This window comes from Pseudomonas sp. Pseusp97 (assembly GCF_047304025.1).
GTDB lineage: Bacteria > Pseudomonadota > Gammaproteobacteria > Pseudomonadales > Pseudomonadaceae > Pseudomonas.
Genome location: NZ_JBGLYK010000004.1, coordinates 73,186 through 95,268, shown reverse-complemented (window position 1 = coordinate 95,268; position 22,083 = coordinate 73,186). Strand labels below are relative to the sequence as shown.

Annotated in this window: 21 protein-coding genes; 10 read left to right on the top strand and 11 right to left on the bottom strand. The window is 62.3% G+C overall.

Annotation, left to right across the window (positions count from 1 at the left end):
• From ACCC94_RS01965 to ACCC94_RS01950, 4 genes are all read right to left on the bottom strand, one after another.
• The coding region (locus ACCC94_RS01965) for a diacylglycerol kinase family protein (protein WP_413347784.1) at nucleotides 1-285 on the bottom strand (285 nt) is incomplete at its 3' end.
• 78 nt (nucleotides 286-363) lie between these two features.
• Entirely contained in the window at nucleotides 364-1,923 is a 1,560-nt protein-coding gene (locus tag ACCC94_RS01960; RefSeq protein ID WP_413347783.1) for an FGGY-family carbohydrate kinase, read from the bottom strand.
• 26 nt (nucleotides 1,924-1,949) lie between these two features.
• Nucleotides 1,950-3,524, bottom strand: a complete 1,575-nt coding sequence (locus ACCC94_RS01955; protein ID WP_413347782.1) for a glycerol-3-phosphate dehydrogenase/oxidase — start codon at nucleotides 3,522-3,524, stop codon at nucleotides 1,950-1,952.
• Nucleotides 3,525-3,528: 4 nt separating this feature from the next.
• Nucleotides 3,529-5,124: an FAD-binding oxidoreductase gene (locus tag ACCC94_RS01950; RefSeq protein WP_413347781.1), complete on the bottom strand. Its 1,596-nt coding sequence runs from the start codon at nucleotides 5,122-5,124 to the stop codon at nucleotides 3,529-3,531.
• Nucleotides 5,125-5,283: 159 nt separating this feature from the next.
• On the opposite strand from ACCC94_RS01950, the gene ACCC94_RS01945 reads away from it, so the two are divergent.
• The 3 genes from ACCC94_RS01945 (at nucleotide 5,284) to ACCC94_RS01935 (ending at nucleotide 9,185) form a co-directional block, all read left to right on the top strand.
• A complete protein-coding gene (locus tag ACCC94_RS01945; RefSeq protein ID WP_413347780.1) occupies nucleotides 5,284-6,312 on the top strand; it encodes an AraC family transcriptional regulator in 1,029 nt (342 codons plus the stop codon).
• Nucleotides 6,313-6,473: 161 nt separating this feature from the next.
• The gene (locus tag ACCC94_RS01940; RefSeq protein ID WP_413347779.1) at nucleotides 6,474-7,694 is read left to right on the top strand and encodes a tyrosine-type recombinase/integrase; all 1,221 of its coding nucleotides are present in this window, start codon (nucleotides 6,474-6,476) and stop codon (nucleotides 7,692-7,694) included.
• A 522-nt stretch (nucleotides 7,695-8,216) separates the two neighbouring features.
• A complete protein-coding gene (locus tag ACCC94_RS01935) occupies nucleotides 8,217-9,185 on the top strand; it encodes a DUF932 domain-containing protein (RefSeq protein ID WP_413347778.1) in 969 nt (322 codons plus the stop codon).
• On the opposite strand, the gene ACCC94_RS01930 is transcribed toward ACCC94_RS01935, so the two are convergent.
• Complete coding sequence (locus ACCC94_RS01930; RefSeq protein ID WP_413347777.1) at nucleotides 9,186-9,467, bottom strand: helix-turn-helix domain-containing protein; 282 nt, start codon at nucleotides 9,465-9,467, stop codon at nucleotides 9,186-9,188.
• A 213-nt stretch (nucleotides 9,468-9,680) separates the two neighbouring features.
• Here ACCC94_RS01930 and csrA point away from each other — a divergent pair, with 213 nt between their 5' ends.
• Nucleotides 9,681-9,827, top strand: a complete 147-nt coding sequence (gene csrA / locus ACCC94_RS01925; protein ID WP_413347788.1) for a carbon storage regulator CsrA — start codon at nucleotides 9,681-9,683, stop codon at nucleotides 9,825-9,827.
• Nucleotides 9,828-10,127: 300 nt separating this feature from the next.
• Here the strand turns inward: csrA and ACCC94_RS01920 are convergent, their stop codons facing one another.
• Nucleotides 10,128-10,628, bottom strand: coding sequence for a winged helix-turn-helix transcriptional regulator (locus tag ACCC94_RS01920; RefSeq protein WP_413347776.1), 501 nt, complete (start codon nucleotides 10,626-10,628; stop codon nucleotides 10,128-10,130).
• Nucleotides 10,629-10,833: 205 nt separating this feature from the next.
• On the opposite strand from ACCC94_RS01920, the gene ACCC94_RS01915 reads away from it, so the two are divergent.
• The 4 genes from ACCC94_RS01915 to ACCC94_RS01900 all read left to right on the top strand — a co-directional run bounded on the left by ACCC94_RS01915 (nucleotide 10,834) and on the right by ACCC94_RS01900 (nucleotide 14,161).
• Nucleotides 10,834-11,457: an isochorismatase family cysteine hydrolase gene (locus tag ACCC94_RS01915; RefSeq protein ID WP_275607424.1), complete on the top strand. Its 624-nt coding sequence runs from the start codon at nucleotides 10,834-10,836 to the stop codon at nucleotides 11,455-11,457.
• A gap of 8 nt (nucleotides 11,458-11,465) precedes the next feature.
• Nucleotides 11,466-12,662 (top strand): MFS transporter, encoded by a 1,197-nt coding sequence (locus ACCC94_RS01910; protein ID WP_413347775.1) that lies wholly within the window; start codon nucleotides 11,466-11,468, stop codon nucleotides 12,660-12,662.
• A 281-nt stretch (nucleotides 12,663-12,943) separates the two neighbouring features.
• Nucleotides 12,944-13,525 (top strand): hypothetical protein, encoded by a 582-nt coding sequence (locus tag ACCC94_RS01905; protein ID WP_413347774.1) that lies wholly within the window; start codon nucleotides 12,944-12,946, stop codon nucleotides 13,523-13,525.
• 432 nt (nucleotides 13,526-13,957) lie between these two features.
• A complete protein-coding gene (locus tag ACCC94_RS01900) occupies nucleotides 13,958-14,161 on the top strand; it encodes a transmembrane sensor/regulator PpyR (protein WP_413347773.1) in 204 nt (67 codons plus the stop codon).
• Between the two features lie 165 nt (nucleotides 14,162-14,326).
• Here ACCC94_RS01900 and ACCC94_RS01895 read toward each other — a convergent pair whose 3' ends face one another.
• The 4 genes from ACCC94_RS01895 to ACCC94_RS01880 form a co-directional block, all read right to left on the bottom strand.
• Complete coding sequence (locus tag ACCC94_RS01895) at nucleotides 14,327-15,760, bottom strand: mechanosensitive ion channel domain-containing protein (protein WP_413347772.1); 1,434 nt, start codon at nucleotides 15,758-15,760, stop codon at nucleotides 14,327-14,329.
• Nucleotides 15,761-15,987: 227 nt separating this feature from the next.
• Nucleotides 15,988-16,911, bottom strand: coding sequence for an MBL fold metallo-hydrolase (locus tag ACCC94_RS01890; RefSeq protein ID WP_196619606.1), 924 nt, complete (start codon nucleotides 16,909-16,911; stop codon nucleotides 15,988-15,990).
• A 71-nt stretch (nucleotides 16,912-16,982) separates the two neighbouring features.
• Nucleotides 16,983-18,185: an NAD(P)/FAD-dependent oxidoreductase gene (locus ACCC94_RS01885; protein WP_413347771.1), complete on the bottom strand. Its 1,203-nt coding sequence runs from the start codon at nucleotides 18,183-18,185 to the stop codon at nucleotides 16,983-16,985.
• Between the two features lie 239 nt (nucleotides 18,186-18,424).
• Nucleotides 18,425-18,811 (bottom strand): response regulator transcription factor, encoded by a 387-nt coding sequence (locus ACCC94_RS01880; RefSeq protein ID WP_413347770.1) that lies wholly within the window; start codon nucleotides 18,809-18,811, stop codon nucleotides 18,425-18,427.
• A gap of 352 nt (nucleotides 18,812-19,163) precedes the next feature.
• Between ACCC94_RS01880 and ACCC94_RS01875 the strand changes: the two genes are divergently transcribed.
• The gene (locus ACCC94_RS01875) at nucleotides 19,164-20,093 is read left to right on the top strand and encodes a LysR family transcriptional regulator (RefSeq protein WP_413347769.1); all 930 of its coding nucleotides are present in this window, start codon (nucleotides 19,164-19,166) and stop codon (nucleotides 20,091-20,093) included.
• A 13-nt stretch (nucleotides 20,094-20,106) separates the two neighbouring features.
• On the opposite strand, the gene ACCC94_RS01870 is transcribed toward ACCC94_RS01875, so the two are convergent.
• The gene (locus ACCC94_RS01870; RefSeq protein ID WP_413347768.1) at nucleotides 20,107-21,153 is read right to left on the bottom strand and encodes a GlxA family transcriptional regulator; all 1,047 of its coding nucleotides are present in this window, start codon (nucleotides 21,151-21,153) and stop codon (nucleotides 20,107-20,109) included.
• A gap of 242 nt (nucleotides 21,154-21,395) precedes the next feature.
• Between ACCC94_RS01870 and ACCC94_RS01865 the strand changes: the two genes are divergently transcribed.
• Nucleotides 21,396-22,067: a response regulator transcription factor gene (locus ACCC94_RS01865; protein ID WP_239743551.1), complete on the top strand. Its 672-nt coding sequence runs from the start codon at nucleotides 21,396-21,398 to the stop codon at nucleotides 22,065-22,067.
• The last annotated feature ends 16 nt before the right edge of the window (nucleotides 22,068-22,083 follow it).

Here is a 22,083-nt window from a genome sequence, read left to right as displayed (position 1 = left end):
GTCGTTGGCGGTGCCCAGCGGCAGGATCGCCAGGCTGGCCTGACCGCCGGCCTGGGCCAGCGCCTCGGCGACATCGCGCACGGTGCCGTCTCCACCGCCGGCAATCAGCGTCGTGTAGCCCGCAGCCAGCCCCTCCTCCACCAGGCGCCGGGCGTCGCCGCCCTCCCAGGTCACCCTGACATCCAGCTCTCGCCCCGCCTCGCGCGTGGCCAGCACGGCGGCGCGCACCTCGTCGTTGGCAGCTTGCTTGCCATGCAGGATCAGCAGGGCCTTGGGTTGCGTCATGGTGGGGTCCTCCCGGTTGAGCCACTGGATATGGACTCAGACTAGCGGGAGGAAATTTCCTCAAACTTAATTTGCCGCTCAGGCCGGATAGCCGGTGATCTCGCGGATGCTCTGGTACAGCGGCTTGAGCTGCTTGTACATGCGCTGGTAGACCTCGTTGTACAGCCGTTCGTAGGTGCGCTGCGCCTCGGGGCGCGGGTGGAAGACATCGCCGACGCGGGTCATGGCAGCGATGGCGCGGGTGAAGTCCGGATAGAGTCCCAGCCCCACCGCGCAGTCGATGGCCGCGCCCAGGCCGGAAGCTTCGTAGACGTGCGGGCGCTCCGCCGGCAGGCCGAAGATGTCGGCGGTGAGCTGCATCGCCGCGTCGCTCTGCGAACCGCCACCCGCCACGCGCAGGCGCTGGATGCGGGTGCCGGAGCGCTTCTCGATGCGCTCCTTGCCCTGGCGCAGCGCATAGGCCAGGCCTTCGAGGATGGCGCGGTAGATGTGCGCGCGGGTGTGCACGTCGCCGAAGCCGATGATCGAGCCCTTGGCCTCCAGCCCCGGCTCGCGGATGCCCGGCGTCCAGTAGGGTTGCAGCATCAGGCCCATGGAGCCGGCGGGCACGCTGTTGACCAGTTCGTCGAACAGTTTTTCCGGCTCCACGCCCAGCTCGGCGGCACGCTGCATTTCGCGCAGGCCGAACTCGCGCTTGAACCAGCTGACCATCCAGAAACCGCGGTAGATCATCACCTCGGTATTGAAGTGATCGGGGATGGCCGCCGGGTACGGCGGGATCAGCGGGATGGTCTCCAGGTAGCGCGAACGGGTGGTGTTGATGGTCGCGGTGGTGCCGTAGGACAGGCAGGCCACCGTCGGGTCGATGGCACCCGCGCCAAGTACCTCGCAGGCCTTGTCGGCGCCTGCGGCGATCAGCGGCAATCCTTCGGGAATGCCAGTCAGGCGGCTGGCCTCGGCAGTGATCTCGCCCAGCTTCTCGCCGGGTTTGAACAGCTCCGGCAGCTGCTCGCGGCGCACGTCCAGCGCCTGCCACTTCCAGTCGCGCGGCGCGGCCCATTGCAGCTTCTTGTAGTCGAACGGCAGGTAGGCAACGCTGCACGCCACCGAGTCCACGTAGCGCCCGCAAAGGCGCTGGGTGAGGAAGCCGGAAAGCAGCAGCACCTTGTGCGTGCGCTGGTGGATATCCGGCTGCTGCTGGGCGACCCAGTTCACTTCGGCCTGGGTGCGGAAGTAGTCCACCGCGCCCTGCGCGCCCACCAGCTTGAACAGCCAGCCCCAGGGCCCCTTGATCGGGTCGCCCAGTTCGGCGCGGCGCTGGTCCAGCCAGATGATCGCCGGGCGCAGCGCCTGGCCGGCTTCGTCGACGTGGATCACCGTGCCGCGCTGGGTCGTCAGCGAGACGCCACGGATGCGGCTGCGGTCGATGTCCACACTGGCCCACAGGCGTTTGCAGGCTTCGCCCAACTGCTCCCAGTAGTAATCCGGATGTTGCTCGGCCCAGCCGGGCTGCGAGGAAAAATAGGCTTCCAGCTCGACCTTGCCCTTGCCCACCAGGTTGCCCTGGAGATCGAAGAGCAGCGCGCGCACGCTCTGGGTGCCGTTGTCGATGGCCAGCAGGTAGTTGTTGTTATCCATGGGGCTCTCGTTCCAGGGGGCCGCGGTCAGTGCGGCAGGCTGTAGCAGCGACGCCACAAGGCCAGATAATCCTGTTCTTCGCGTTTCCAGCGCGCGTCGTCCCAGCCCAGGCGTGGCTGGCACAGTGCGCGGATCTTCGGCAGCTCGGCCGCGGCGCCGTCGGCCAGCAGCAGGCCGATACGGGTGCGACGCAGCAGCAGGTCATCCAGGTGCAGAACCAGTTCGCCCTCGGCAGCCCAGGCCAGCTCGGCCCAGAGACACTCGGTGTCGCCGATGCTTCCAGCGCCCAGGGTTTTCAACAGACGCGCAAGCTCCGGCAGCGCACGGCCATGGCGACCGCTCAGGCGTCGTTTCTGTGGTGCGGTGAGCTCTGGCAGGTCGATCGTTGCCACCGGCTCGAAGACCTTCTCGCCGGCGGGTTCCAGCGGGCGCTCCAGCATCGGTGCGCAGGCCGCGAGCACCTCCAGCGCCAGCAGGCGGAAGGTGGTGAGCTTGCCGCCGGCCAGGGTCACGCAGCCGGGCTCGACCCACAGCGCATGTTCGCGCTTCTCGTCCGAGGGTTTGAGCGATGGCGCGCCATCGCTGACCACCGGGCGCACGCCGGCCCAGGTGGAGCGCACATCCGCCGCGCTGATTTGGGCGGACGGGAATTGCTGCGCGCAGGCCGCCAGCAGGTAGTCCACTTCCTCGCGGCTGATGGCGGCATCGTCGTCCAGCGTGTCGCGGTGATCCAGATCGGTGGTGCCGACCACGGTCGCGCCTTCCCAGGGGAAGACGAACACCGGGCGCTTGTCCTGCCCGTGCATGAAGCTGAAGGCGTGGGCGACCGGCAGGCGCCAAGCCGGAATCAACAGATGGCTGCCGCGCAGCGGGCGGATGTGCTCGCTGCCCTGCTTCTGCCGCAGGGTATCGGCCCAGGCGCCGGTAGCCAGCGCCACGGCACGGGCGCGGATGGTGAAGCGTTCGCCGCTCACACTGTCCTCGGCGACCAGGCCCTGCACGCGTCCGCCGCGGCGATCCAGTTCGACCACCTTCAGGCCATTCAGCGCTTCACCACCCTCGGCGCGCGCTTCACCGAGCACCCGCATCACCAGGCGCGCGTCATCGGTCACCGCGTCCTGGAAGCGGGTACCGCCCAGCAGGCGGTCTTCCTTCAGGCCCGGCGCCAGGTAGCGCAGTTCCTCCAGGCGATAGAACAGGTGGTTGCGTCGCCCCGCCAGCGCGTCGTACAGCGACAGCAGCGTGCCGAACACCCGCGGGCCGGGGAAGCCGTCCCGGTAGTGCGGCATGATGAAGCTCAGCGGATCGACCAGCCCCGGGGCCTCGCCCAGCAGGCGCTGGCGCTCGCGCACCGAATCGCGGGTCAGGCCGAACTGGCCCTTGGCGATGTAGCGCAGGCCGCCGTGGACCATCTTCGACGAGCGGCTGGAGGTGCCCCAGGCGAAGTCGCGCTGTTCCACCAGCAGGCAGCGCCAGCCGCGCCGAGCGGCTTCACGCAGGATGCCGGCGCCGGTGATGCCGCCGCCGACCACGATCAGGTCCCAGTCGCGCGCCACCAGTTCCGGCAACGCTTCGGCGCGCCACGCTGCATTCCAGGCCATGGGCTCAGTCCTGCAGCAACGTGCCGGGGTTGAGCCGGCCGGACGGGTCGAAATGCCCGGCCAGCGCCTTGATCGCGGCCATGCCCAGCGGGCCTTTCTCCACCGGCAGGTAGGGCGCGTGGTCCTTGCCCACGCCGTGCTGGTGGCTGATGGTGCCGCGGTTGTTGGCGATGGTCTGGCTGGCCGCGTGCTTGAGCTTGCGCCAGCGCTCGTGTGTCTGGGCATAGCTGGCCGCCGGGCGGAACACGTAGGTGGTGTAGATGCTCGAGCCTTCGCCATAGACGTGCGACAGGTGGGTGAACACGTGCACGCGCTCGCCCTCGGCGGCCAGACCGTCGCGCAGGCTGGTTTCGATGCGGTTCAGCAGGTTGTCGACATTGGACCAGTCGGTGGCGGTTTCCAGGGTGTCGACCACGTAGCCGTTCTGCCACAGCGCCTCGCGCAGGTAAGGGAAGCGGAAGCGGTTCTGTGCCCACTTCCTGCCCAGCAGGGTGCCGGTGAACACGCCGCCAAAGGCCTTGAGAATGCGCCGCGCGGCACGCAGCGAGGTAGCGTTTTGCGCGCGGTCACCGGTGACGCCAAAGGTCAGCATGCACTTGCCCTCGGCCGCGCCGCGCAGCTTCAGGTAGCGCTCCAGCCAGGCGATCTGCCCCGGATGGCCGGCCAGCGCGAGCTGGGTGGTGGTTTCCACCGCGTTGGACAGGCGCAGCATGGACAGCGGTACGCGCGCCTGCACCAGGGTGCGGATGCCTTCCAGCGCCTGCTCCCAGGACGGCAGGAACACCGCGTAGAAGCGCTCGTCCTCGGCGATACGCGTGATCCGTACCTTCACCGACGAAAGAATGCCGAAGCGGCCTTCGGAACCCATCACCACTTCGCGCAGGTCCGGGCCGGCGGAGGAAGCCGGGAAGGTCGGGATCTCCAGGCTGCCGGCGAAGGTTTCCAGGGTGCCGCCGGCGAACAGCTGCTCGATGCGCCCGTAGCGCAGCGACTGCTGCCCGCTGGAGCGACTGGCGACCCAGCCACCGAGGGTGGAGAGTTCCCAGGACTGCGGGAAGTGCCCCAGGGTGTAGCCACGGGCGCGCAGCTGGCTTTCCACCTGCGGGCCGTTGGCGCCAGGGCCGAAGGTGGCGATCAGGCTCTGCTCGTCCAGCTCCAGCAGGCGGTTCATGTGCTCCAGGGAAACGGTGAGCACCGCCTTGTCGGACGCCGGCGGGTTGATGTGGCCGGCCACCGAGGTGCCACCGCCATAGGGGATCACCAGGCAGTCCCAGAGCTCGGCGAATTTCAGCAGCTCGCGGATCTGCTCGGCGGTCTGCGGGTAGGCCACGCCATCGGGGAACACGCCGAATTCGCCTTCGCGCATCGCCAGCCAGTCCGGCAGGCTCTGGCCGCGGGCGTGCAGCAGACGGTCGCGGGCGTCGCGCACCACCAGCGGATGCTCGGGCAGGCGCGAGGCCGGCACCTTCGCCAGCACCTGCTCGAGCGTCGCGTCCGGCAGCGCCAGGCCCGGGCCGACCAGCTCGGCGAGAAAACCGCGCCCGTTGTCGGGCAGCTCCACCACCGTCGTTTCTTCACCCCAGCCGTTCCAGCGTCGCATGCCCGCTCCTTGTTGTTCAGGGTCTGAACCCGCTAATTCGATTGCTATTTCGGTGCCGCTTGATGGCTGCCTATACTAGCCAGCCGCCCTGCCCTGTCACTGTCGGATCAAGACAGGCGCAGTTGCCGATCGAGACACCGAAGAACAAGAACCCGCGCCATGCATTCCCTCGGCTATACATCCGTCCCCGCCCTGCTGAAATACCTGCGCCACGCCGAGTCCCTCGGCATGGACCTGGACGCTGCCCTCCAGGCTGCCGGCCTGGAACCTTCGCAACTGAGCGACAACAGCCAGCGCCTGCCCAGCGAGGCCCACGAGCGCCTGCTGCAGCATCTGTGCGCGCATTCGGGCGATCCGCTGTTCGGCCTGCATTCCGCGCGCTTCGTGCAGCCGGGCTCGTGGAGCGTGCTGGGCTACATCACCATGAACTGCGCCAACCTGGGCGAAGCCATGGGCCGCATCATTCCCTACGAGAAGCTGGTCGGCGACATGGGCGTCAGCCGGCTGGAGCCGGGCGCGGATCACATCAAGCTGATCTGGAACTGCCGCCACGAGGCCGCGCCGATCCGCCGGCACATGGTGGAGAACGTTCTGGCGTCCTGGTTGCTGTATGCCCGCTGGATCGCCGATACCAGTGGCTCGCCGCAGGAAGTCTGGTTCGAGCACGCGCAGCCCGAGGGCACCGACGTTGCAGAATACGAGCAGTTGTTCGGCTGCCCGGTGCGCTTCGAGCAACCCTTCAGCGCCCTGCTGGTGCCGCTGCAGTTGCTCAGCTACCCGCTGCGCCAGGCCGACGCCAACCTGCTGCGCACCCTGGAAGAACACGCCCTGGCACTGATGGCCGAACTGGACGATGACGAGCCGCTGCCCTTGCGGGTGAAGAACGCCCTGCGACTGCTGCTCAAGGACGGCCTGCCGCGCAAGGAGCGCGTCGCCGAGCGCTTCGAGATGACCGTGCGCACCCTGCAGCGCCACCTGCAGCAGGCCGGCACCAGCTACCAGCAGATCCTCGACGAACTGCGCCAGGAACTGGCCGAGCACTACCTGGTGCACAGCGACCTGCCGATCCAGGACATCGCCCAGTACCTGGGCTTCACCGAGTCGCGCTCGTTCCACCGCAGCTTCAAGGGCTGGACGGACCAGACGCCCGGCGAGTACCGCCAGCAGCACAAGAAAACGCCGGTCTGAGACCGGCGTTTTTACCTTCTCAAGAAATCTACCAAAATCTATTAACCCTAGTATCCATGGGACTCAGCGCCTAAACTTCGTCTCAAGAGATCCAGCAAGGATTAGCTGAATCCACCGCCAAGGTGTGGGTAAGAGTGTGGGTAGGAAGGAGGAGCAAGGGTGTGGGTAAGCTGACCAGCAAGACGGTCGAGTCTCTGGCAAGAGCATCAGATTCTGGAAAAACCAATGACGGCGATGGTCTCTACTTCCAGGTAGCCAAAGGCGGCTCTGCGAGTTGGATATTCCGCTACAAGCAACAAGGGAAAAGTCGCGAAATGGGCCTTGGGTCGTATCCGGCAGTCTCCCTTGGCCAAGCTCGGTTGCTTGCAGGTGAGCAGCGACGAATTCTTGCCAGTGGGGTAGACCCTTTGGCTGCACGCGATGAAGAGAGGGAAGCGAAACGTCGGGCCGAGCAATTGGCCGCAGCACGAAAAAGGACGTTTGAAGATCTTGCCGCTGCTCACGTCCAAGCCCATGGAGAGCGCTGGTCAGAGAAGTGGCGCAGTGGTTGGCTACGCAAGTTGCAGCTCCACGTGTTCCCGGAAATTGGAAAACTCTCGGCAGACTCTATCCAGATCGAGCACGTTTTGAATGTCCTACGCCCTATCTGGACGACCAAGACCCGCACCGCCGACGAGGTGCGCGGTCAAATTGAGCAAATCCTCGATGCAGCCAAGGCACATGGACTGCGTCAAGGTGACAATCCTGCTCGTTGGCGAGGGCATCTGGAAAACCTGCTCAGCAAGGCCGAAAAGAAGAAAGCTCGACAGCGAACGCATTTCGCTGCAATGCACTGGAGCGACTTGCCCAAGCTGATGGCCAAGCTTAACCAGGCTCCCAGTCGAGATGCGGCGGCGGCTCGCCTACTCATTATCACCGGTGCCCGGACTCATATGGTCAGACTTGCCCAGTGGAGTGAAATCGACCTGGACACAGGTACATGGGTGCTTCCCGCCGAACGGATGAAAATGCGAAAGGAGTTTTCCATCCCCTTGCCTGGGCCGGCCGTAGATTTACTTCGAAATTTGAAGCGCACCGACTCGCCCTTTCTGTTCCCTGGACGTGGCAAGAGCGGGGTGATGCACGCAAATGCACTTCGCAATTTGCTCCATGAGCTTGGTCATGCCGATGTGACTCGGCACGGTTTTCGATCCACCTTCCGCGATTGGGCGAGTGAGTGCACGTCCTTTCCGCGTGAGGTGTGTGAACTGGCACTCGCGCACGATGAACGCAGTGGGACTGAGGCCGCATACTCGCGGTCTGACTTTCTGGAAAAACGTCGGAAGCTAATGAATGAGTGGGCTGCCTACTGCAATACAGAAATCAACACTCCAACCAGCTGAAGGTCTGCGGCACATCCGATTTAAATGAAATTCAGCCCTACATCACCCAAGTGAAGATTCCCCAGTGAACCTTCACTGAACCGCACTTACGGTGATACAGGGAGCAACACCTGATGATCTGTCCCGCTTGTCGATCTGCAAAGGTCGTGACACGTGATTTTGGCAAGAAAATAGGCAGCTTTATCGGAGCCATTGGCGGCGCCAGCAGTGCCCTTTCGGGGGCACTGGCCGGAGGTGAGACTGGCGCCAGCTTCGGATCCCTCGGCGGACCACCCGGTATGGCGCTGAGCTGCATTGCCGGGGCAGTCCTGGGCGCGCTAGCCGGGGGCGTTGCCGGCTGCGTGGCCGGAGCCACCCTCGGCAAACAGCTGGATGAGCACGTGCTGCACAACCATCGTTGTCTGAACTGCAAGTACTGCTTCAGCCTCCCCTACTAAGTCCCCTTCCCTCGGTCTCATTCATTTTGCCGGTTCTGCACCTCGCGCAGCGCTATGGCCGGCTATTGCTCAAAGGAAACTCACCATGGCTCATCTCATCGAACAAATGGCTTATGTGGGTGAAACGCCCTGGCACGGCCTGGGCAACCAGCTCCCGCAAAAGCAACCTATCGAAATCTGGCAACGCGAAGCCGGCATGGACTGGCAGATCCAGGAAAGCCCGGTGCACTTCAAGGCCGATGCCGTCGGCCATCTGGGCAGCATCCACTCTTTCCCCGAACAGAAGGTTCTCTACCGCTCCGACACCAAAGCGCCGCTGTCCGTCGTCTCGCAGCGCTACCAGGTCGTTCAGCCCAAGGAGGTGCTGGAGTTCTATCGCGACCTGACCGAGGTATCGGGCTATGAGCTCGAAACGGCTGGCGTGCTCAAAGGTGGCCGCAAATTCTGGGCACTGGCGCGTACTGGTCAGCACGCAGCGCTCAAAGGCAATGATCAGGTGAATGGTTACTTACTGCTAGCCACCTCGTGCGACGGGACACTCGCTACCACTGCCACGCCGACCACCATCCGGGTTGTTTGCAATAACACCCTCACCATCGCGTTGGATGGCACCTCTCGAGCGATCAAGGTTCCCCACAACACTCGCTTTGACTCACAGGCGGTGAAAAAGCAACTCGGCATCTCCGTCTCGCAATGGGACGAGTTTATGTACCGAATGCGTCATCTGGCCGAGCGCAAGGTGCGCCCAAGAGAGGCCACGAGCTTCTTCCTGGACGTGTTGTGCGATGTTGCGCCTACGACGGATATCCCTGAAAAGCTCGCCAACGAGCGGGCGCTGCGCCGGGTGCATGAGTTGTACGAGGGAGCGGGTCGCGGTGCCACGCTACCTGCGGCGGAAGGAACTGCGTGGGGATTGCTCTGCTCCGTCACCGAATATGTGGACCACGAGCGGCGTGCGCGCAGCAATGAATATCGCCTGGACTCTGCGTGGTTCGGACAAGGGGCAGTGCTGAAGCAGAAAGCGTTAGATGCTGCGTTGGAGCTTGCTGCCTAACTAATCCGCCGATGCGTCCGGGACATCGAGCTTCCGGACGCTATTCAAAGAGTCCTCAAACTCGCGAATCAAGGTAACCAGATCCGTCTTGAGCACCGCGCTCAGGTCTCTGATTTGAATGATATCGAGGCGACGCGTCCCACGCTCCACGTCACTCATGAACGATTGCGGGTGGCCGAGTGCTTTGGAGCACTCAACTTGCGTTAGCCCGGCAGCTACACGCCGACGTTTCAGGATCGCCAGAAATGCGGCGTACTCGGGACGATAAATCGCTTTTGCCATTGCAGCTGCCCTTCCGATGAACAGCTACACAACCTATATCTGGTTTTCGGATATCTGAATTTCAGATATCCTCCAATTTTCTTTCACCAACCGCTTGCTCAGACGAGCAGACCATCTGAATCCATTGACCTCACAGGAGCCCTGTCATGCAGGACGCAACCTCTACCCTCGACACCTCTTGGCACTACGAACAAAACGGCGAGCGCAAAAACCATCCGCATTGGCGACGATATCGAGATCGTCATACTTCGAGTCAACGGCAATCAGGTGCGCGTTGGTGTTTCCGCGCCTTCCCACATCACAGTGCATCGCGATGAGGTCTACCAGCGGATCCAAGCAAACCAACATTGCTCGTCCTGATCGCTCGACTCACAGGAGAATCGGCATGAGGCTTCTGCGTTTTCTGGGCCAACTCTTTGTGCTTTTCAGCATCTTCGCCGGTACGGCAGCCGTGGTCGGTCTGGCTGTCTTGGCTATGCGGTTCTGGCCAGTGTTGCTGACACTCATCGTGGCGCTCGCCATATTCCATTTCGCTACCCGACGAGGCCCGCCTCTCTGGCGTTAGGTCGGCAAAAACAGGAGCCCTCTGGGCTCCTGTCGCAGTTTCTTTTTTGCCCATCGACAGGCTGCTTCCGGCCATTAGCGGACGCTCTGAATCAGCTACTTCCGCTTGAAGGCCTCCCGGCGAGACTCGCGTTCGCCAAGGAAACGATTGCTGATTGACGCCTCCAGGTCCTTGCGTTCCACCGGGGTGCCGCAGTGGGGACAGACACTGGCCACGCCCACATCATGGCCGCACGCGCGGTGTACGAAATGCACGGCCAGGCCCTCATCCTCGCTCTTGCACCACGTCTCGCCCCAGGCGCGCAGCGCGTAGATGACGGGGTAGAAGTCCCATCCCTTGTCGGTCAGATGGTATTCGTAGCGCAGCGGCTTTGCGTTGTAGGGCCGGCGCTCGACCAGGCCGTTGGTTTCCAGCGCTTTCAGGCGCGAGGTCAGCATCTGCGGCGTCGCCGCGGTCTGGATCTGCATTTCCTCGAAGCGTGTCGCGCCCATGTACAGCTCACGCAGAACCAGTATGGTCCACTTGTCGCCCACCAAGTCCACCGAGCGCGCCACCGGGCACACCGTATCGCTTGTCTCGTCCAGTCTTGGCGTCACGTCATCTACTCCGCAGAAACTATTTTTTTCATAGTAACACGACCGATGTTGGAATGCCCCCCGGCAGTACCTCTCAAAGCCCCGTCTTTGTTGACACTATGAATATCATAGTTGATATTGTACCTGTCGAGGCTTGCTCATCGCAGCAAGCCATCGCCTGTACAGCAGAAGCTTCCTAACCCTCTCCCGCAACTGGAGCACCGTCATGACCCATCCCGTGTATTCCCCGGAGCGGACCGGCCTGCTGCTGGTCGACCCCTACAACGACTTCCTGTCCGATGGCGGCAAGCTGTTTCCCATGCTCAGAAGCGTCGCGGACGAGGTTCGTCTGCTCGACAACCTGCGCACGACCCTTGCTGCCGCGCGAGGAAAGGCCATCCAGGTGTACTACGTACCGCATCGGCGCTGGCAGCCCGGCGACTACGACCACTGGGATCACCCCAACCCGACCCAACGCCTGATCCAGCAGCGCCATACCTTTGCCAAGGGCTCCTGGGGTGGCGAATGGCATCCCGACTTCGTGCCACAGGTAGGCGACATCATCATCCAGGAGCACTGGGGGCAAAGCGGGTTCGCCAATACCGACCTCGACTTCCAGCTCAAGCAGCGAGGCATCACCCATGTGATCGTCGTTGGTCTGCTGGCGAACACCTGTATCGAATCCACCGCACGCTTCGCCATGGAGCTTGGTTATCACGTCACGCTGGTACGCGATGCGACAGCCGCCTTCAGCAAGGAAATGATGCATGCGGCGCACGAACTGAACGGGCCGACGTTTGCGCACAGCATCGTGGAGACCCGCGAGCTGGTGCAGGCCCTGCAGCAGTGAAGAGGGTCATGCCTGTCTCTCCCGTAGCGCCGATGGGAGTTTCCGATCGCCTTGTCACCCTCATGGCCCTGTGCTGCTCACTGGCCGTATCGACCATCTATTACCACCAGCCGCTTCTGCCGCAGATGGCCGCATCGTTTGGCCTGGCGCCGACACAGGCCGGCCTGGTCGCCACCTTGACGCAGCTTGGCTATGCGGCGGGCCTGCTGTTCATCGTGCCTATCGCCGACTGCCGACAGCCACGCCAGATCGCACTGTTGGCCATCGCGGCGAATGCCGTCGCCTTGATCCTCTGCGCCGTGGCGCCGAGCTTCACCGTGTTGTGCGTGAGCAGCCTCCTGGTCGGCGTGACGGCGATCACCGCGCAGATCATCATTCCCTGCCTGTCGGGGCTGGTTGCTCCGGCTGAGCGAGGACGCATCGTCGGCAGCCTGCTCGGTGGCCTCTCGGCTGGCCTGTTGCTGGCGCGCACGGTCGGAGGGTTCGCCGGTGCGCACACGGGATGGCGAGCCGTATTCGTACTGGCCTCGCTCATCGATGTCGTGCTGCTGGTCCTTGTTGCCAGGAGCTTGCCCGCCGCCACGAGCATGCCAGCGATAAGCTATGACCGGCTGTTGCGTTCGCTGGGCAGCCTGGTCCGGGAGGAAAGAGTGTTGCGTTACTGCGCGGCGAGCGGCCTCTTGATGTTCGCCGCGTTCAGTGCGCTGTGGGCCTCGCTGGCCGCGCTGCTGGCACAACCACCCTACGGGTTCGATTCCGCCACCATCGGCCTGTTTGGCCTGGTCGCCGTGTTGGGCATCGTCGCGTCACCACATATCGGCGCACTGAGCGATCGCCTGGGCGTCCGCACCATGGTCCTCGCCGGCGCGATGGCCCTCGCCGCAGGTTTCGCCTGCATCGCTGCGGGCGGGCAAAGTCTTGGCTGGCTGATCTTGGGTATGGTGCTGCTCGACTTGGGCAATCGTGCCGGACTGGTTGCTAACCAGGCACGCGTATTCACCCTGCATCCGGAGGCCCGGAGCCGGCTCAATACCGTATTCATGGGATCGTATTTCCTGGGTGGAGCGATCGGCGCTGCATTGGGAAACTACGGCGTGCACCGGGCAGGCTGGCTTGGCCTTGCCGCTGTTGGCATCCTGCTTTCCTGCGCGGCCGCGGTGATCAATGCTCTTTCTCCCGTTGAGTCGAACTCGACGACGGGCTAGGTGCGCCCGTGAGCCATTCAAAGGCGACACTGCGGCGCACCTCGTCCTTGAATTCCTGAAAGAACAGCCTTTCGCGCTGCAGCTGACCTCGAAAGCTGGCGATGCTCGCTCCTTGCTTGTTCGCCTCTTGCAAGGTCCGCTTGTGGCCGTTTGCTGCCCCTGGCGAGCGTCAGCTACAGCCCCTATGGCGCCCCACGAGACTATCTGCTCGACAGTTGTGCCTGAACCCGCTTCTACTTGGCAGGAAGGTGACTTCATGGACAGTGTGCTGGGAGCAGAATATGGGCATTTTTGATCGATTGTTTGGCGGCCGGTTTTCTGCACCCCCCCCAGAAGACACGGATATCAGTGATGCTGAAATCCAACGCGAGCTCCATCCTCGTCCCACTGCTGAACAACGAAAGGCGATGGCAGCCCTTTTGAGTGCTCTGTTTGCCCATATGCCGGCCAGTGAGAGCGACCGGCTAACACGCCGAATCAAGCGATTGTTCACTGACATCAATGGGGCCACGGAAGCTCTGTCGGCGGGACTTCTAGATGACGCGCGCGGCCAAAAACCGGAGTACCTGACTTTACTCAGCGTGGACTGGCGGGGGGTTGATGGATTTGAGTACCTGGCACCTTTGGCGGTTAAAGCGAGCGGTCTGGAAGAAGCTTATGAGTACCGCCATCTGGAGGCGTCGGAAATGGTTCAGCTCCTCGCCGAGTTTGACGAATGGCTTACCGTCCGCGGCCGAAGATACCTGCACCTGGAGTCCGGCAGTGATACTTATGAAGGCGTCATTGTGATGTCCGCTCAGGCCCCTGACATTATTCGGATAGCTGCAGATGCGGGCATCCGCTTCTCGTTGACGCCAGTCTGAAGGGGCACTTTCTTCATTTTCTAGTCGTTGGCTGCTCCAGGACAGCGGCCGCTACCGACCCATAGCGGACGTTGGCTCAGTTCGCGTCGCTACGAGTTAACTCCGGGTCATTTTCGCCGCTCCAGGTGGTTTATCTTGATCGAATTCAATTCCGAGAGCCTGAAAAGAGAGTTTTCCGGGCAGTAGCTAAGGTGGTCTGTCTTATTTGACTGCGCTACGAGTGTGGCGTCGCAGGTATTAAAATACAAAGCTTTGGGATAAGCCCTGGCAAGTGCGTTTCAATACCTAAGTATGCTCAGGTGATACTAGTTTATATTCAGTTCGGCCAAATGTAGTTGCGTGAGAATTAAGTTTTTGGAATACGATTTCATTTCGGTTAGTCTGAGTCCTGAAATGACTACATTTTTCGAAAGTCCAAGGCGGGTTCTTAATTTGTCCAATATCCTGCTGAGCTGCGGTACGCTCCTGTTGGCGACCGGGGCTGTGCTGGCCTACGGAATGGAGCAATATCTTTCATTGCCCAGCCTGTTGATAGCGCATGCGATGACGATTCTTGGGCCCATGGCGATAAAGCTTGGGTATGTGGGCCGCTTGTATTCTATCAACCGTCTGCGCCGTGAAGGAGCCGCCGAATGAAAGGCTTATTCAAGGTTGGAGAGACACTCAATGACCCTGATTTTTCCGACTCTAAGAGCATGGAAAGTTGTATTTTCAAGGTGAGCTCTCAGCAAGCTCTTTGGGCCTCCTAATGATTGGCATCGCGCGGCGCGTGTTTGTCTATTAGCGAAAGGCCTATTCAATTTATCTGCGCTGCAATAGCCAGCTCAGCAATCCTTTTTTCTTGGTTTCCACTGGCTTCTGCAGGATTACCGCCTCCCGGATCTCTTCACGCTGTTCCTGCAAGTGACTGAGAGCGGACTGAAGTTCATGCAGGTGTTCCAACTGGCTACCGAACATATCTTTGCCAATGCGGAAGAATTGCCCGCTTGTGATGCTGCGAAACTCTCCCCTCGAGGGGTTCCCCGCGAGAATGCCTTCTTCTCCCATGATTTCACCTGGCCCCATACGGCCTGCCTCGATGAGTTTTTCACCGTCGTGGATTGATACCGACATGACTCCGGTACTGATGATCATCAGGCAGTCGGCCACCTCTCCGAAGCCCAGAACGACCTCGTCAGCCTGGTAATCGATCGGTGTCATTTCGTCAGCGAGACGGTCACGTTCATTGCTGCTCAACGAACGAAAAACCCGGACCTCCTCCAAAAGCCGGCGCTGGCGACTCCAGCGTGGATTTTCCGGATTATGTCCCCAAGTGACGCCGGCGGCTTCGAGGTGGCGGTGGGCGAGATCGAACATCATGTTGGAGACATCGTTCTTGTTCTTGGCCGATGCGACAAATCCTTTCAGCTCGTACTCCGTGTACTCCAGATGCGAGCTTTTGACCGAGACCTTGGCGGGGCGCGCCGACAGCAGCGCCCTCGTTCCGCGTAGGGTTTTTTCGAGGGCATCAATAGCGAGGCGCGGGCGCACACTGCTGGGTACCGCAATCACTGTTCGAATCCGATGTACATCACCTGGGCGACTCAGGTTAATAATTCTCGCTTTCGCTGCGACAGAGTTGGGAACCACAGCGATGCCGCCTTCGTCGGTCATCAGATGCGTCGACCGCCAATCGATCTCCACGACATGGCCCTGCGTACCGTCGATGGAAATCAGGTCATTGAGGTGATACGGCTTGGTGGTGTTGAGCACGATGCCGGAAAACACGTCACTCAATGTGCTCTGCACAGCCAGCCCCACAACGATCGCCATGGCTCCAGAAGTCGCCAGCAGGCCCTTGACCGGTAATTGCAAGACATAGGCTGCAGCGCCGACGATCCCGATCAGGAAAATCGCCGCCCCCATCACATCATGCAGCAGTCGTGCGCTGTGGCCGCCACGGGCCGCCAGTCCACTGCCTAGGACAATGGTCACGGTTCTGGCAGCGAACAACCACCAGCCAATACCCAGTACCGTACCCGTCAGCTGGAGAAGAGGGTCTTCCGGCCACAGTGGCGGTTGCAGCGGGCTGATACCGGCGTTGGTCAGGACCCAACTGAAGGTGATGAATATGCTGATTCGCACGGACATCCGCACCTTGCGCTGTGAGGCATCGATCATTTGCCACAACGCCAGGTCAATGAGGATGAGAATGACGCCGCAGACCAGGGGATGATCTGGCACGAACGTGAACATACATGAGCCCTCCACAGCCCTTCTGCCGTGTAGCCTCAAAGCTGTACATGGTTTCTGAACGACGGCTTTATCGACACTGATCTGCCAGAGCCGGCGGCCAAAGCTGGGCAGGTTGATCTGCTCAACCAAATGGCAAGCAAGGGGGCATGCTCGGCAAAGTGGCCTCCACTTCGCAGCAGAACGGCAATGCGCAGCAACGAAAGGGAGGCCGGGGTTCGCTCGGGCTTTTAATAGTCCCAGAAGGCCGCGATCCAACGGAAGGCGTCGCCATCGACCGCAACCCGGCCAACGGAAGGGAAAGGCAGGTGGGTGGCGATGAACAGCTCGCCACTTTCCGCTGCGTCGCGCAGCAGGCGCACCCGCACCTCGTATGCCTTGTCCGGATCGTGCTCGAAGCCGTTGTGCCATTCCGGATGGTCGAAGGCCACCGGGAATAGAGCGTCCCCAGCGAAGGTCAGGCGCTCACCGGAAGAGTCCACCTGAACGATACAGTGGCCGGGCGTGTGGCCCCCGGTCAGCTTGGCGACTACGCCAGGTGCCACGTGCTGCTCCTGCTCGAAGATATGCAGTCGATCCCCATAGTGAGCGAGGAATTCGTTGGCGGTGCGACGCAGGACGTCTGGCACGGGCTGCGGCATTACCGTCAGGCTGAAGTCAGGGATTTTCCAGAAGTCGACTTCGGTGGCCGTGACATGGATGCGAACGTCGGGGCTCAGACCGTTCTTCACCGTGTCGACCAGTAGACCGCCGACGTGGTCCATGTGCATGTGCGTGATGATGATGTCAGTGACTGACGAAAGCTCAACGCCGGCATCCTTCAGGCGCTTGGGGAACAGGCCGGCGCGGGGGAAGCCAGGAAACTGGTTGCCCAGGCCGGCATCCACCAGGATGATCTGCTCGCCACTGCGGATCACCAGCACGTTCAGTGCCCAGTCGAACATGTCCGGGCCCAGGTGCATGTCCTTGAACCAGGCTGCACGCTCGGCAGGTGTGGCATTGATGGACATGGTCTCGGTCGGCAGCGGCAATACGCCGTCGCTGACCACCATCACATCGACGTCGCCCAGGCGCAGGGCGTAGCGCGAGGGCACCAACTCCTGGGCTGGTATGGCGCCGCTAGATGGGGCGAAGCTATTCAGGTACGTGGTCATGGTCGATCTCCTGTTATTTACCGTGTCATCAGGCGCAGGCACTGGCCGTTGGCGAGCGAGCGCAGCGCGGGTCACGCGACGGGAATCAGCGGGTCGGCGGCCGCCAGGGCGGAGCGGCGGTCGGCAGCCGGGGGATAGATCCACACAGTGTTGATCTGCGTCTTGAGTTCCTTGGCCTCAGCCTTCACCAGCTTCAGCTGTCGGTCCCAGCCTTCCGTGTACACCGCGCCCCAGGCGCCCAGGTCCAGGCACGTGACGTACTTGGGTTGGCGGTACTGAACCGGGGCGAGGCCGAGGAGGTCGGCGGCGGCGTTGTTGCCAGCATGACGACCGAGGCTGATGGCGTGTTGGCAGGACATCGCGGCGAAGTTACCGAGGTCGTCAGTGGCCGCGTAGGCCACGTCGCCGGCGGCGAATACGTCGTCCTGGCCACCCACCCGGAGGTCACCGTCCACGTGCAGGCGGCCCTGGCTATCACGCTCGGCGCTGAGCTGCTCCGTCAGTGGGCTCGCGCGAAAGCCGACCGTCCAGATCACCGTGTGGCTCTGGATGTGCCGACCGTCATCAAGGGTCACACCCTCGGCATCCAGAGCGACTACTGAGGCGCCGGTAATCCATTCGATGCCCAGGCTGTCGGAGGCTTCGATGATCGACGGACGGATACCATCGCCCATCACCGCGCCGATCCGCTCGCCACGTTCGACGATGATCACGCGCACATCCTCGTTTTCCCCCAGTACGGCGCGCAGGCGGGCAGGCATCTCGGTGGCCGTTTCAATGCCGGTGAAACCGCCACCGCACACCACTACCGTATTGCGTGCGGGGCTGGCAGGCCGCTGTCGCAGCGACAGCAGGTGGCTCTCCAGTTGCGCGGCCGACTCGATCTGGTCGACGTCGAAGGCGTACTCCTTCAGCCCCGGCACCGAGGGGCGGGCCAGTTGGCTGCCGCTGGCCAGCACCAGGCGGTCGTAGGTAAGTTCGGCGACTCGGCCGGAAGCGTCACGGTAGCCGACTTTGCGGGCCTGCTGGTCGATACGCTCGGCAGTGCCCTGGACGAACTGCACGCCCACCGCTTCGAATAGATCATCCAGCGGGGCGAACATGCTCTGCACATCGGGTTCGTAGAAGCGCGGGCGGATGCGCAGTTCTGCCTGAGGTGCAAGCAGGGTGATCTGCACGTCCTGGCGGCCATGCTTGTCCAGCAGGCGAGCTGCGCTCAGCGCACTCCACAATCCGCCGAATCCTGCGCCGATGACCAATATTCGCTGTTGCATGATTTGCTCCCGAAGATGAAGACGCACAATGAGCGTGAGGTTTGCGTTGCAGCCGGTCCGATGCGTCCTGCTCACGAAAGAAGGTCTTCGCGCAGTGGGCTGGTCCGCTGTGGGAGTCATGCTAGGGGGGCGCGCGTCGTCCGACACTTCTACCTGCAGTCGGTGAACCGATGCGTTGGTGGCATGGACCTATACCTGGGTATAACGTCCGTGCTGCTGTCTGAACGAGTGCTGGGGGCTCATTGGCCGAGAGCCATGGCCACGCATTGGAGCAGGTGCTCGCTGTCGAACGGTTTGGGCAGGCAGGCGACCACGCCATCATGGCCGATAGCAGAAGTCGGCAATGCCTCGATGAAGGCACTGATGAAGATCGTGGGGATGCGCAGCCCCATGGCCCTGAGGCGCGTATGCATCTGCAACCCGTTGATACCGGGCATCTGCAGATCGGAGATCAGGCAAGCGCAGGTCGGCGCGGTTTCGCTGCCAAGGAATTGCGCGGCATCGGCGAAGAGCAGGGGCCGGTAACCGCTGGCGCGTAGCAGACTTTCCAGTGCGCTGCGAAGCGACTCGTCATCGTCGACGATGGCGACAACGGGCGTCGGGCGGACCTGCGTTTGCTGGGGCATCTTGGCTCGCTTGAGACTGCGCCTCTTCTGTCAGTCACGATACGCCCACCGCCGGAACAAAGAAGTATACCTAGGTATAGAAGTCAGGTTCTGCGCTACCGCAATGAGCGCGTTTCGGAAGGGCGTTCGGGACGGTGGCCGAGCGCGTCCTCGCGCATGATTCGATACGTCGGGTGCAGTGTACTCATACCTGTGGACAGGGTATCCGGGTCCATGGATAGGCCCGTCAAGCCGCTTGTACAACAGACAACCTCCAAGCTGATTTCTAGCCTGCGACATATCCCTGGCGGATGGCGTTGCCTTTCTGCCTTGCGGTTTTTGTTCGATTCCAAATCACCCGGCGGCGGACACCATGAACAGACACGAGTTGCGACATACGGATATCAATCTGCTGGTGGTTTTCGAAACCATGATGCGCGAACGCAGTGTCACGCGTACCGGTGAGCTGCTTTTCGTCAGCCAGACCACCATCAGCAGTGCCTTGGGGCGACTGCGCGCCCTGTTCAATGACCCGCTGTTCGTTCGCGTCGGCCGCATGATGGAACCCACTGCGCGTGCCGAGGCGATTTACACCCGGCTTGCTCCGGCGCTGGACGGAATTGCCGTGGCCCTGAGCTTCAGCGAGGCGTTCGACCCTGCCACCAGTCAGGCGTCCTTTCATGTAGGGCTTTCCGATGACGTGGAGTATGCACTGCTGCCTGAATTGCTGGCGCGTTTGCGTCGGGAGGCACCGGGCATCACGTTGATTGTCCGGCGGGTAGAGCATTTCCAGCTGGCACGGCTTTTCGAGAGCGGAGAAGTCTCGGTCGCCATCAGTCCAGCACAGGAACTGCCTGCCAACGCCCATTGTCGCGACTTGCGCGCCGTGCGGCCGATGGTCCTGCGCTGCGCTACGGCATCCGGGCCTCTGGACCTGGACGGCCTCTGCAGTCATCCGCAGGTGGTCGTGTCGTCCATGGGCAAGATCAGTGACGAGTTGGACCTTGCCCTGGATCGGATGGGTCGGCAGCGCAAGGTCGTATTGGCGGTTCCGCAATTCAGCGCCTTGCCCGCTCTGTTACGGGGTACGGAGCTGGTGGCGCTGGTGCCGGAGTATGTCGCGCAAGCCATGGTACGGCATCCCGGCCTGCGGGCGGATTTCCCGCCACTCGACCTTCCAGCGCCGCAATTGTCGATGGCCTGGCGTGGAATCAGTCATACCGACCCACGGGAATGCTGGTTGCGCTCCCGGCTGTATCGCTACCTATGCGAGCAGGCTGAACGCGAAGCCAAGGTGGCCTGATATGACGTGGCGCTCAATCGTCGCGGGTGAACCGCTGCCGATAGTCGCGCGGCGACACCGACAGGTTGCGCTGGAAAACGCCACGCATCCGCTCCTCGTTTCCGAAGCCGCACTGGCGCGCCACTCGTTCCAGCACCAGAGTCGTATCCTCCAGCAGGCGGCGGGCCGCTTCGAGCCGAAAAAGCTCGATGGCCTTGGACGGCGTGCGCCCTGTGCTGGCCTTGTACAGACGGGAAAAATTGCGCGTGCTCATGCACGCCTGTTCTGCGAGTGTCTCCACGGACAGCGAAGGATCGCCTGCATGCTCTGCGAGCCACAGATGCAATTTATCGAAAGGAGCTGTTTCGCCGGACTGGGCCTGCAGCAATCTGCTGTATTGCGCCTGGCCGCCGGGACGCCGCAGGTAAACCACCAGCTCCCGCGCCACCGCCATCGCCACCTCGCGTCCGCAGTCTTCCTCGACAAGGGCCAACGCCAGGTCGATGCCTGCGCTCACGCCTGCGGAGGTCCATATTCGTTCCTGTCGGACGAAGATCGCATCGGCGTCCACCCGGATCTTCGGAAAGCGCTGTTGTAGCGCGTCGCACATGGCCCAGTGGGTAGCGGCGCGCAGCCCATCGAGCAAGCCGGCCTGGGCCAGTAGGAACGCCCCGCTGCAAACGGCGGCGACCCGCCGCGCGGCGGCAGCGTTGCCGGCGATCCAGGCAACCAGCTCGGCATGGCGGTCCAGGGTGCGACAGATGTCAGGAGCCCCCGGAACGATCAGTGTATCGAGGCACGCGAGGTTCATCTGCTCCAATGGCTGAGTGGTGACACAGAGGCCTTCGGCAGTGGCGACCAGCTCTCCACTCAGGCTGGCGGTTGCCAGGCGGTAACCAGGCAAGCTGCGTTCGGCAAGTGCTCGGCTCGCTGCCCAGAATACTGTTTGCGCTCCGCTCAGATCGAGCAGGCCCATCTGGGGGTAGGCAATGAAGACGATCTCGCGCTCGGCAACAACTGCCGGGCGAAGATTTTTTTGCGCAAGGGCGCGGGTGGGTTCCAGTGGTTGGGGAGGTGACATCATCGTGCCTTGGCGGAGCTGGCCAAAATGGCGGAATACCCGTTGTATTAACGCAATGCAAGCGTCGCGCAGTATTGGCGGAAAATCCACGTTATTTGGCCTGGCGTTGCCGTGACTGCCAAGTTAGCTTCGGACGCTTTGCCAGTTGTAACCGGCGGTCAGTGGACGGGGTGGGCGGCAGTGGCCGCCATTGCACCATGGACTAGATTTTTTGCGCACGTTGGCCACAGGAGGGAACAAAAATGAGTGGGTCGCAACCAGGGGGAAACGCCCGCACCGGTACGTTGGGTGATCCGGTGGTTTATGTGGTCGATGATGATGAGTCGATGCGTTTTGCCCTGACCGGGCTGTTGCGCTCCATTGGCCTGCGGGTCGAGGCATTCGAATCCACCGAGCAATTCCTGGCCTTTCACCGGCCGGCGGCGCCCAGTTGCCTGGTTCTTGATGTACGCCTGCGCGGGGAGAGCGGTCTGGCCTTTCAGGAACGGATCGACAAGGCAGGCTTGCGCATACCCATCGTGTTCATGACCGGCCACGGCGACATCGCCATGACTGTCAAGGCGATGAAAGCCGGCGCGGTGGATTTTCTCGCCAAGCCATTTCGTGACCAGGACATGCTCGATGCGGTGGCCAGCGCTCTTGCCAGAGACGGTGAGCGGCTGGCTGCAGAACAGAGCAGCGCCGGGCTGCGCCAAGCCTATGCGGGACTTACGGCGCGCGAGCGCGAGGTGATGGGCTTCGTCGTCGGCGGGCTGATGAACAAGCAGATTGCGGCCGAGCTGAATCTCAGCGAGGTCACCGTCAAGGTCCACCGCGGGCAACTGATGAGGAAGTTGTCTGCCCGCTCCGTAGCGGACCTGGTCCGCAAGGCTGAAGCCCTGGGGATCGCTCCGCAGCTTCGTTCGCCCTTCTGAACGTACGATTGGCCCG

What these genes read in the sequence shown, in the direction of transcription:
- ACCC94_RS01935 (WP_413347778.1), top strand. Translation starts at nt 8,217, where the DNA reads ATGGCTCATCTCATCGAACAAATGGCTTATGTGGGTGAAACGCCCTGG.
- ACCC94_RS01880 (WP_413347770.1), bottom strand. Translation starts at nt 18,811, where the DNA reads ATGCCCCAGCAAACGCAGGTCCGCCCGACGCCCGTTGTCGCCATCGTC.
- ACCC94_RS01915 (WP_275607424.1), top strand. Translation starts at nt 10,834, where the DNA reads ATGACCCATCCCGTGTATTCCCCGGAGCGGACCGGCCTGCTGCTGGTC.
- ACCC94_RS01960 (WP_413347783.1), bottom strand. Translation starts at nt 1,923, where the DNA reads ATGGATAACAACAACTACCTGCTGGCCATCGACAACGGCACCCAGAGC.
- ACCC94_RS01870 (WP_413347768.1), bottom strand. Translation starts at nt 21,153, where the DNA reads ATGTCACCTCCCCAACCACTGGAACCCACCCGCGCCCTTGCGCAAAAA.
- ACCC94_RS01950 (WP_413347781.1), bottom strand. Translation starts at nt 5,124, where the DNA reads ATGCGACGCTGGAACGGCTGGGGTGAAGAAACGACGGTGGTGGAGCTG.
- ACCC94_RS01885 (WP_413347771.1), bottom strand. Translation starts at nt 18,185, where the DNA reads ATGCAACAGCGAATATTGGTCATCGGCGCAGGATTCGGCGGATTGTGG.
- ACCC94_RS01875 (WP_413347769.1), top strand. Translation starts at nt 19,164, where the DNA reads ATGAACAGACACGAGTTGCGACATACGGATATCAATCTGCTGGTGGTT.
- ACCC94_RS01910 (WP_413347775.1), top strand. Translation starts at nt 11,466, where the DNA reads ATGCCTGTCTCTCCCGTAGCGCCGATGGGAGTTTCCGATCGCCTTGTC.
- ACCC94_RS01955 (WP_413347782.1), bottom strand. Translation starts at nt 3,524, where the DNA reads ATGGCCTGGAATGCAGCGTGGCGCGCCGAAGCGTTGCCGGAACTGGTG.
- ACCC94_RS01945 (WP_413347780.1), top strand. Translation starts at nt 5,284, where the DNA reads ATGCATTCCCTCGGCTATACATCCGTCCCCGCCCTGCTGAAATACCTG.
- ACCC94_RS01895 (WP_413347772.1), bottom strand. Translation starts at nt 15,760, where the DNA reads ATGTTCACGTTCGTGCCAGATCATCCCCTGGTCTGCGGCGTCATTCTC.
- ACCC94_RS01890 (WP_196619606.1), bottom strand. Translation starts at nt 16,911, where the DNA reads ATGACCACGTACCTGAATAGCTTCGCCCCATCTAGCGGCGCCATACCA.
- ACCC94_RS01905 (WP_413347774.1), top strand. Translation starts at nt 12,944, where the DNA reads ATGGGCATTTTTGATCGATTGTTTGGCGGCCGGTTTTCTGCACCCCCC.
- ACCC94_RS01865 (WP_239743551.1), top strand. Translation starts at nt 21,396, where the DNA reads ATGAGTGGGTCGCAACCAGGGGGAAACGCCCGCACCGGTACGTTGGGT.
- ACCC94_RS01930 (WP_413347777.1), bottom strand. Translation starts at nt 9,467, where the DNA reads ATGGCAAAAGCGATTTATCGTCCCGAGTACGCCGCATTTCTGGCGATC.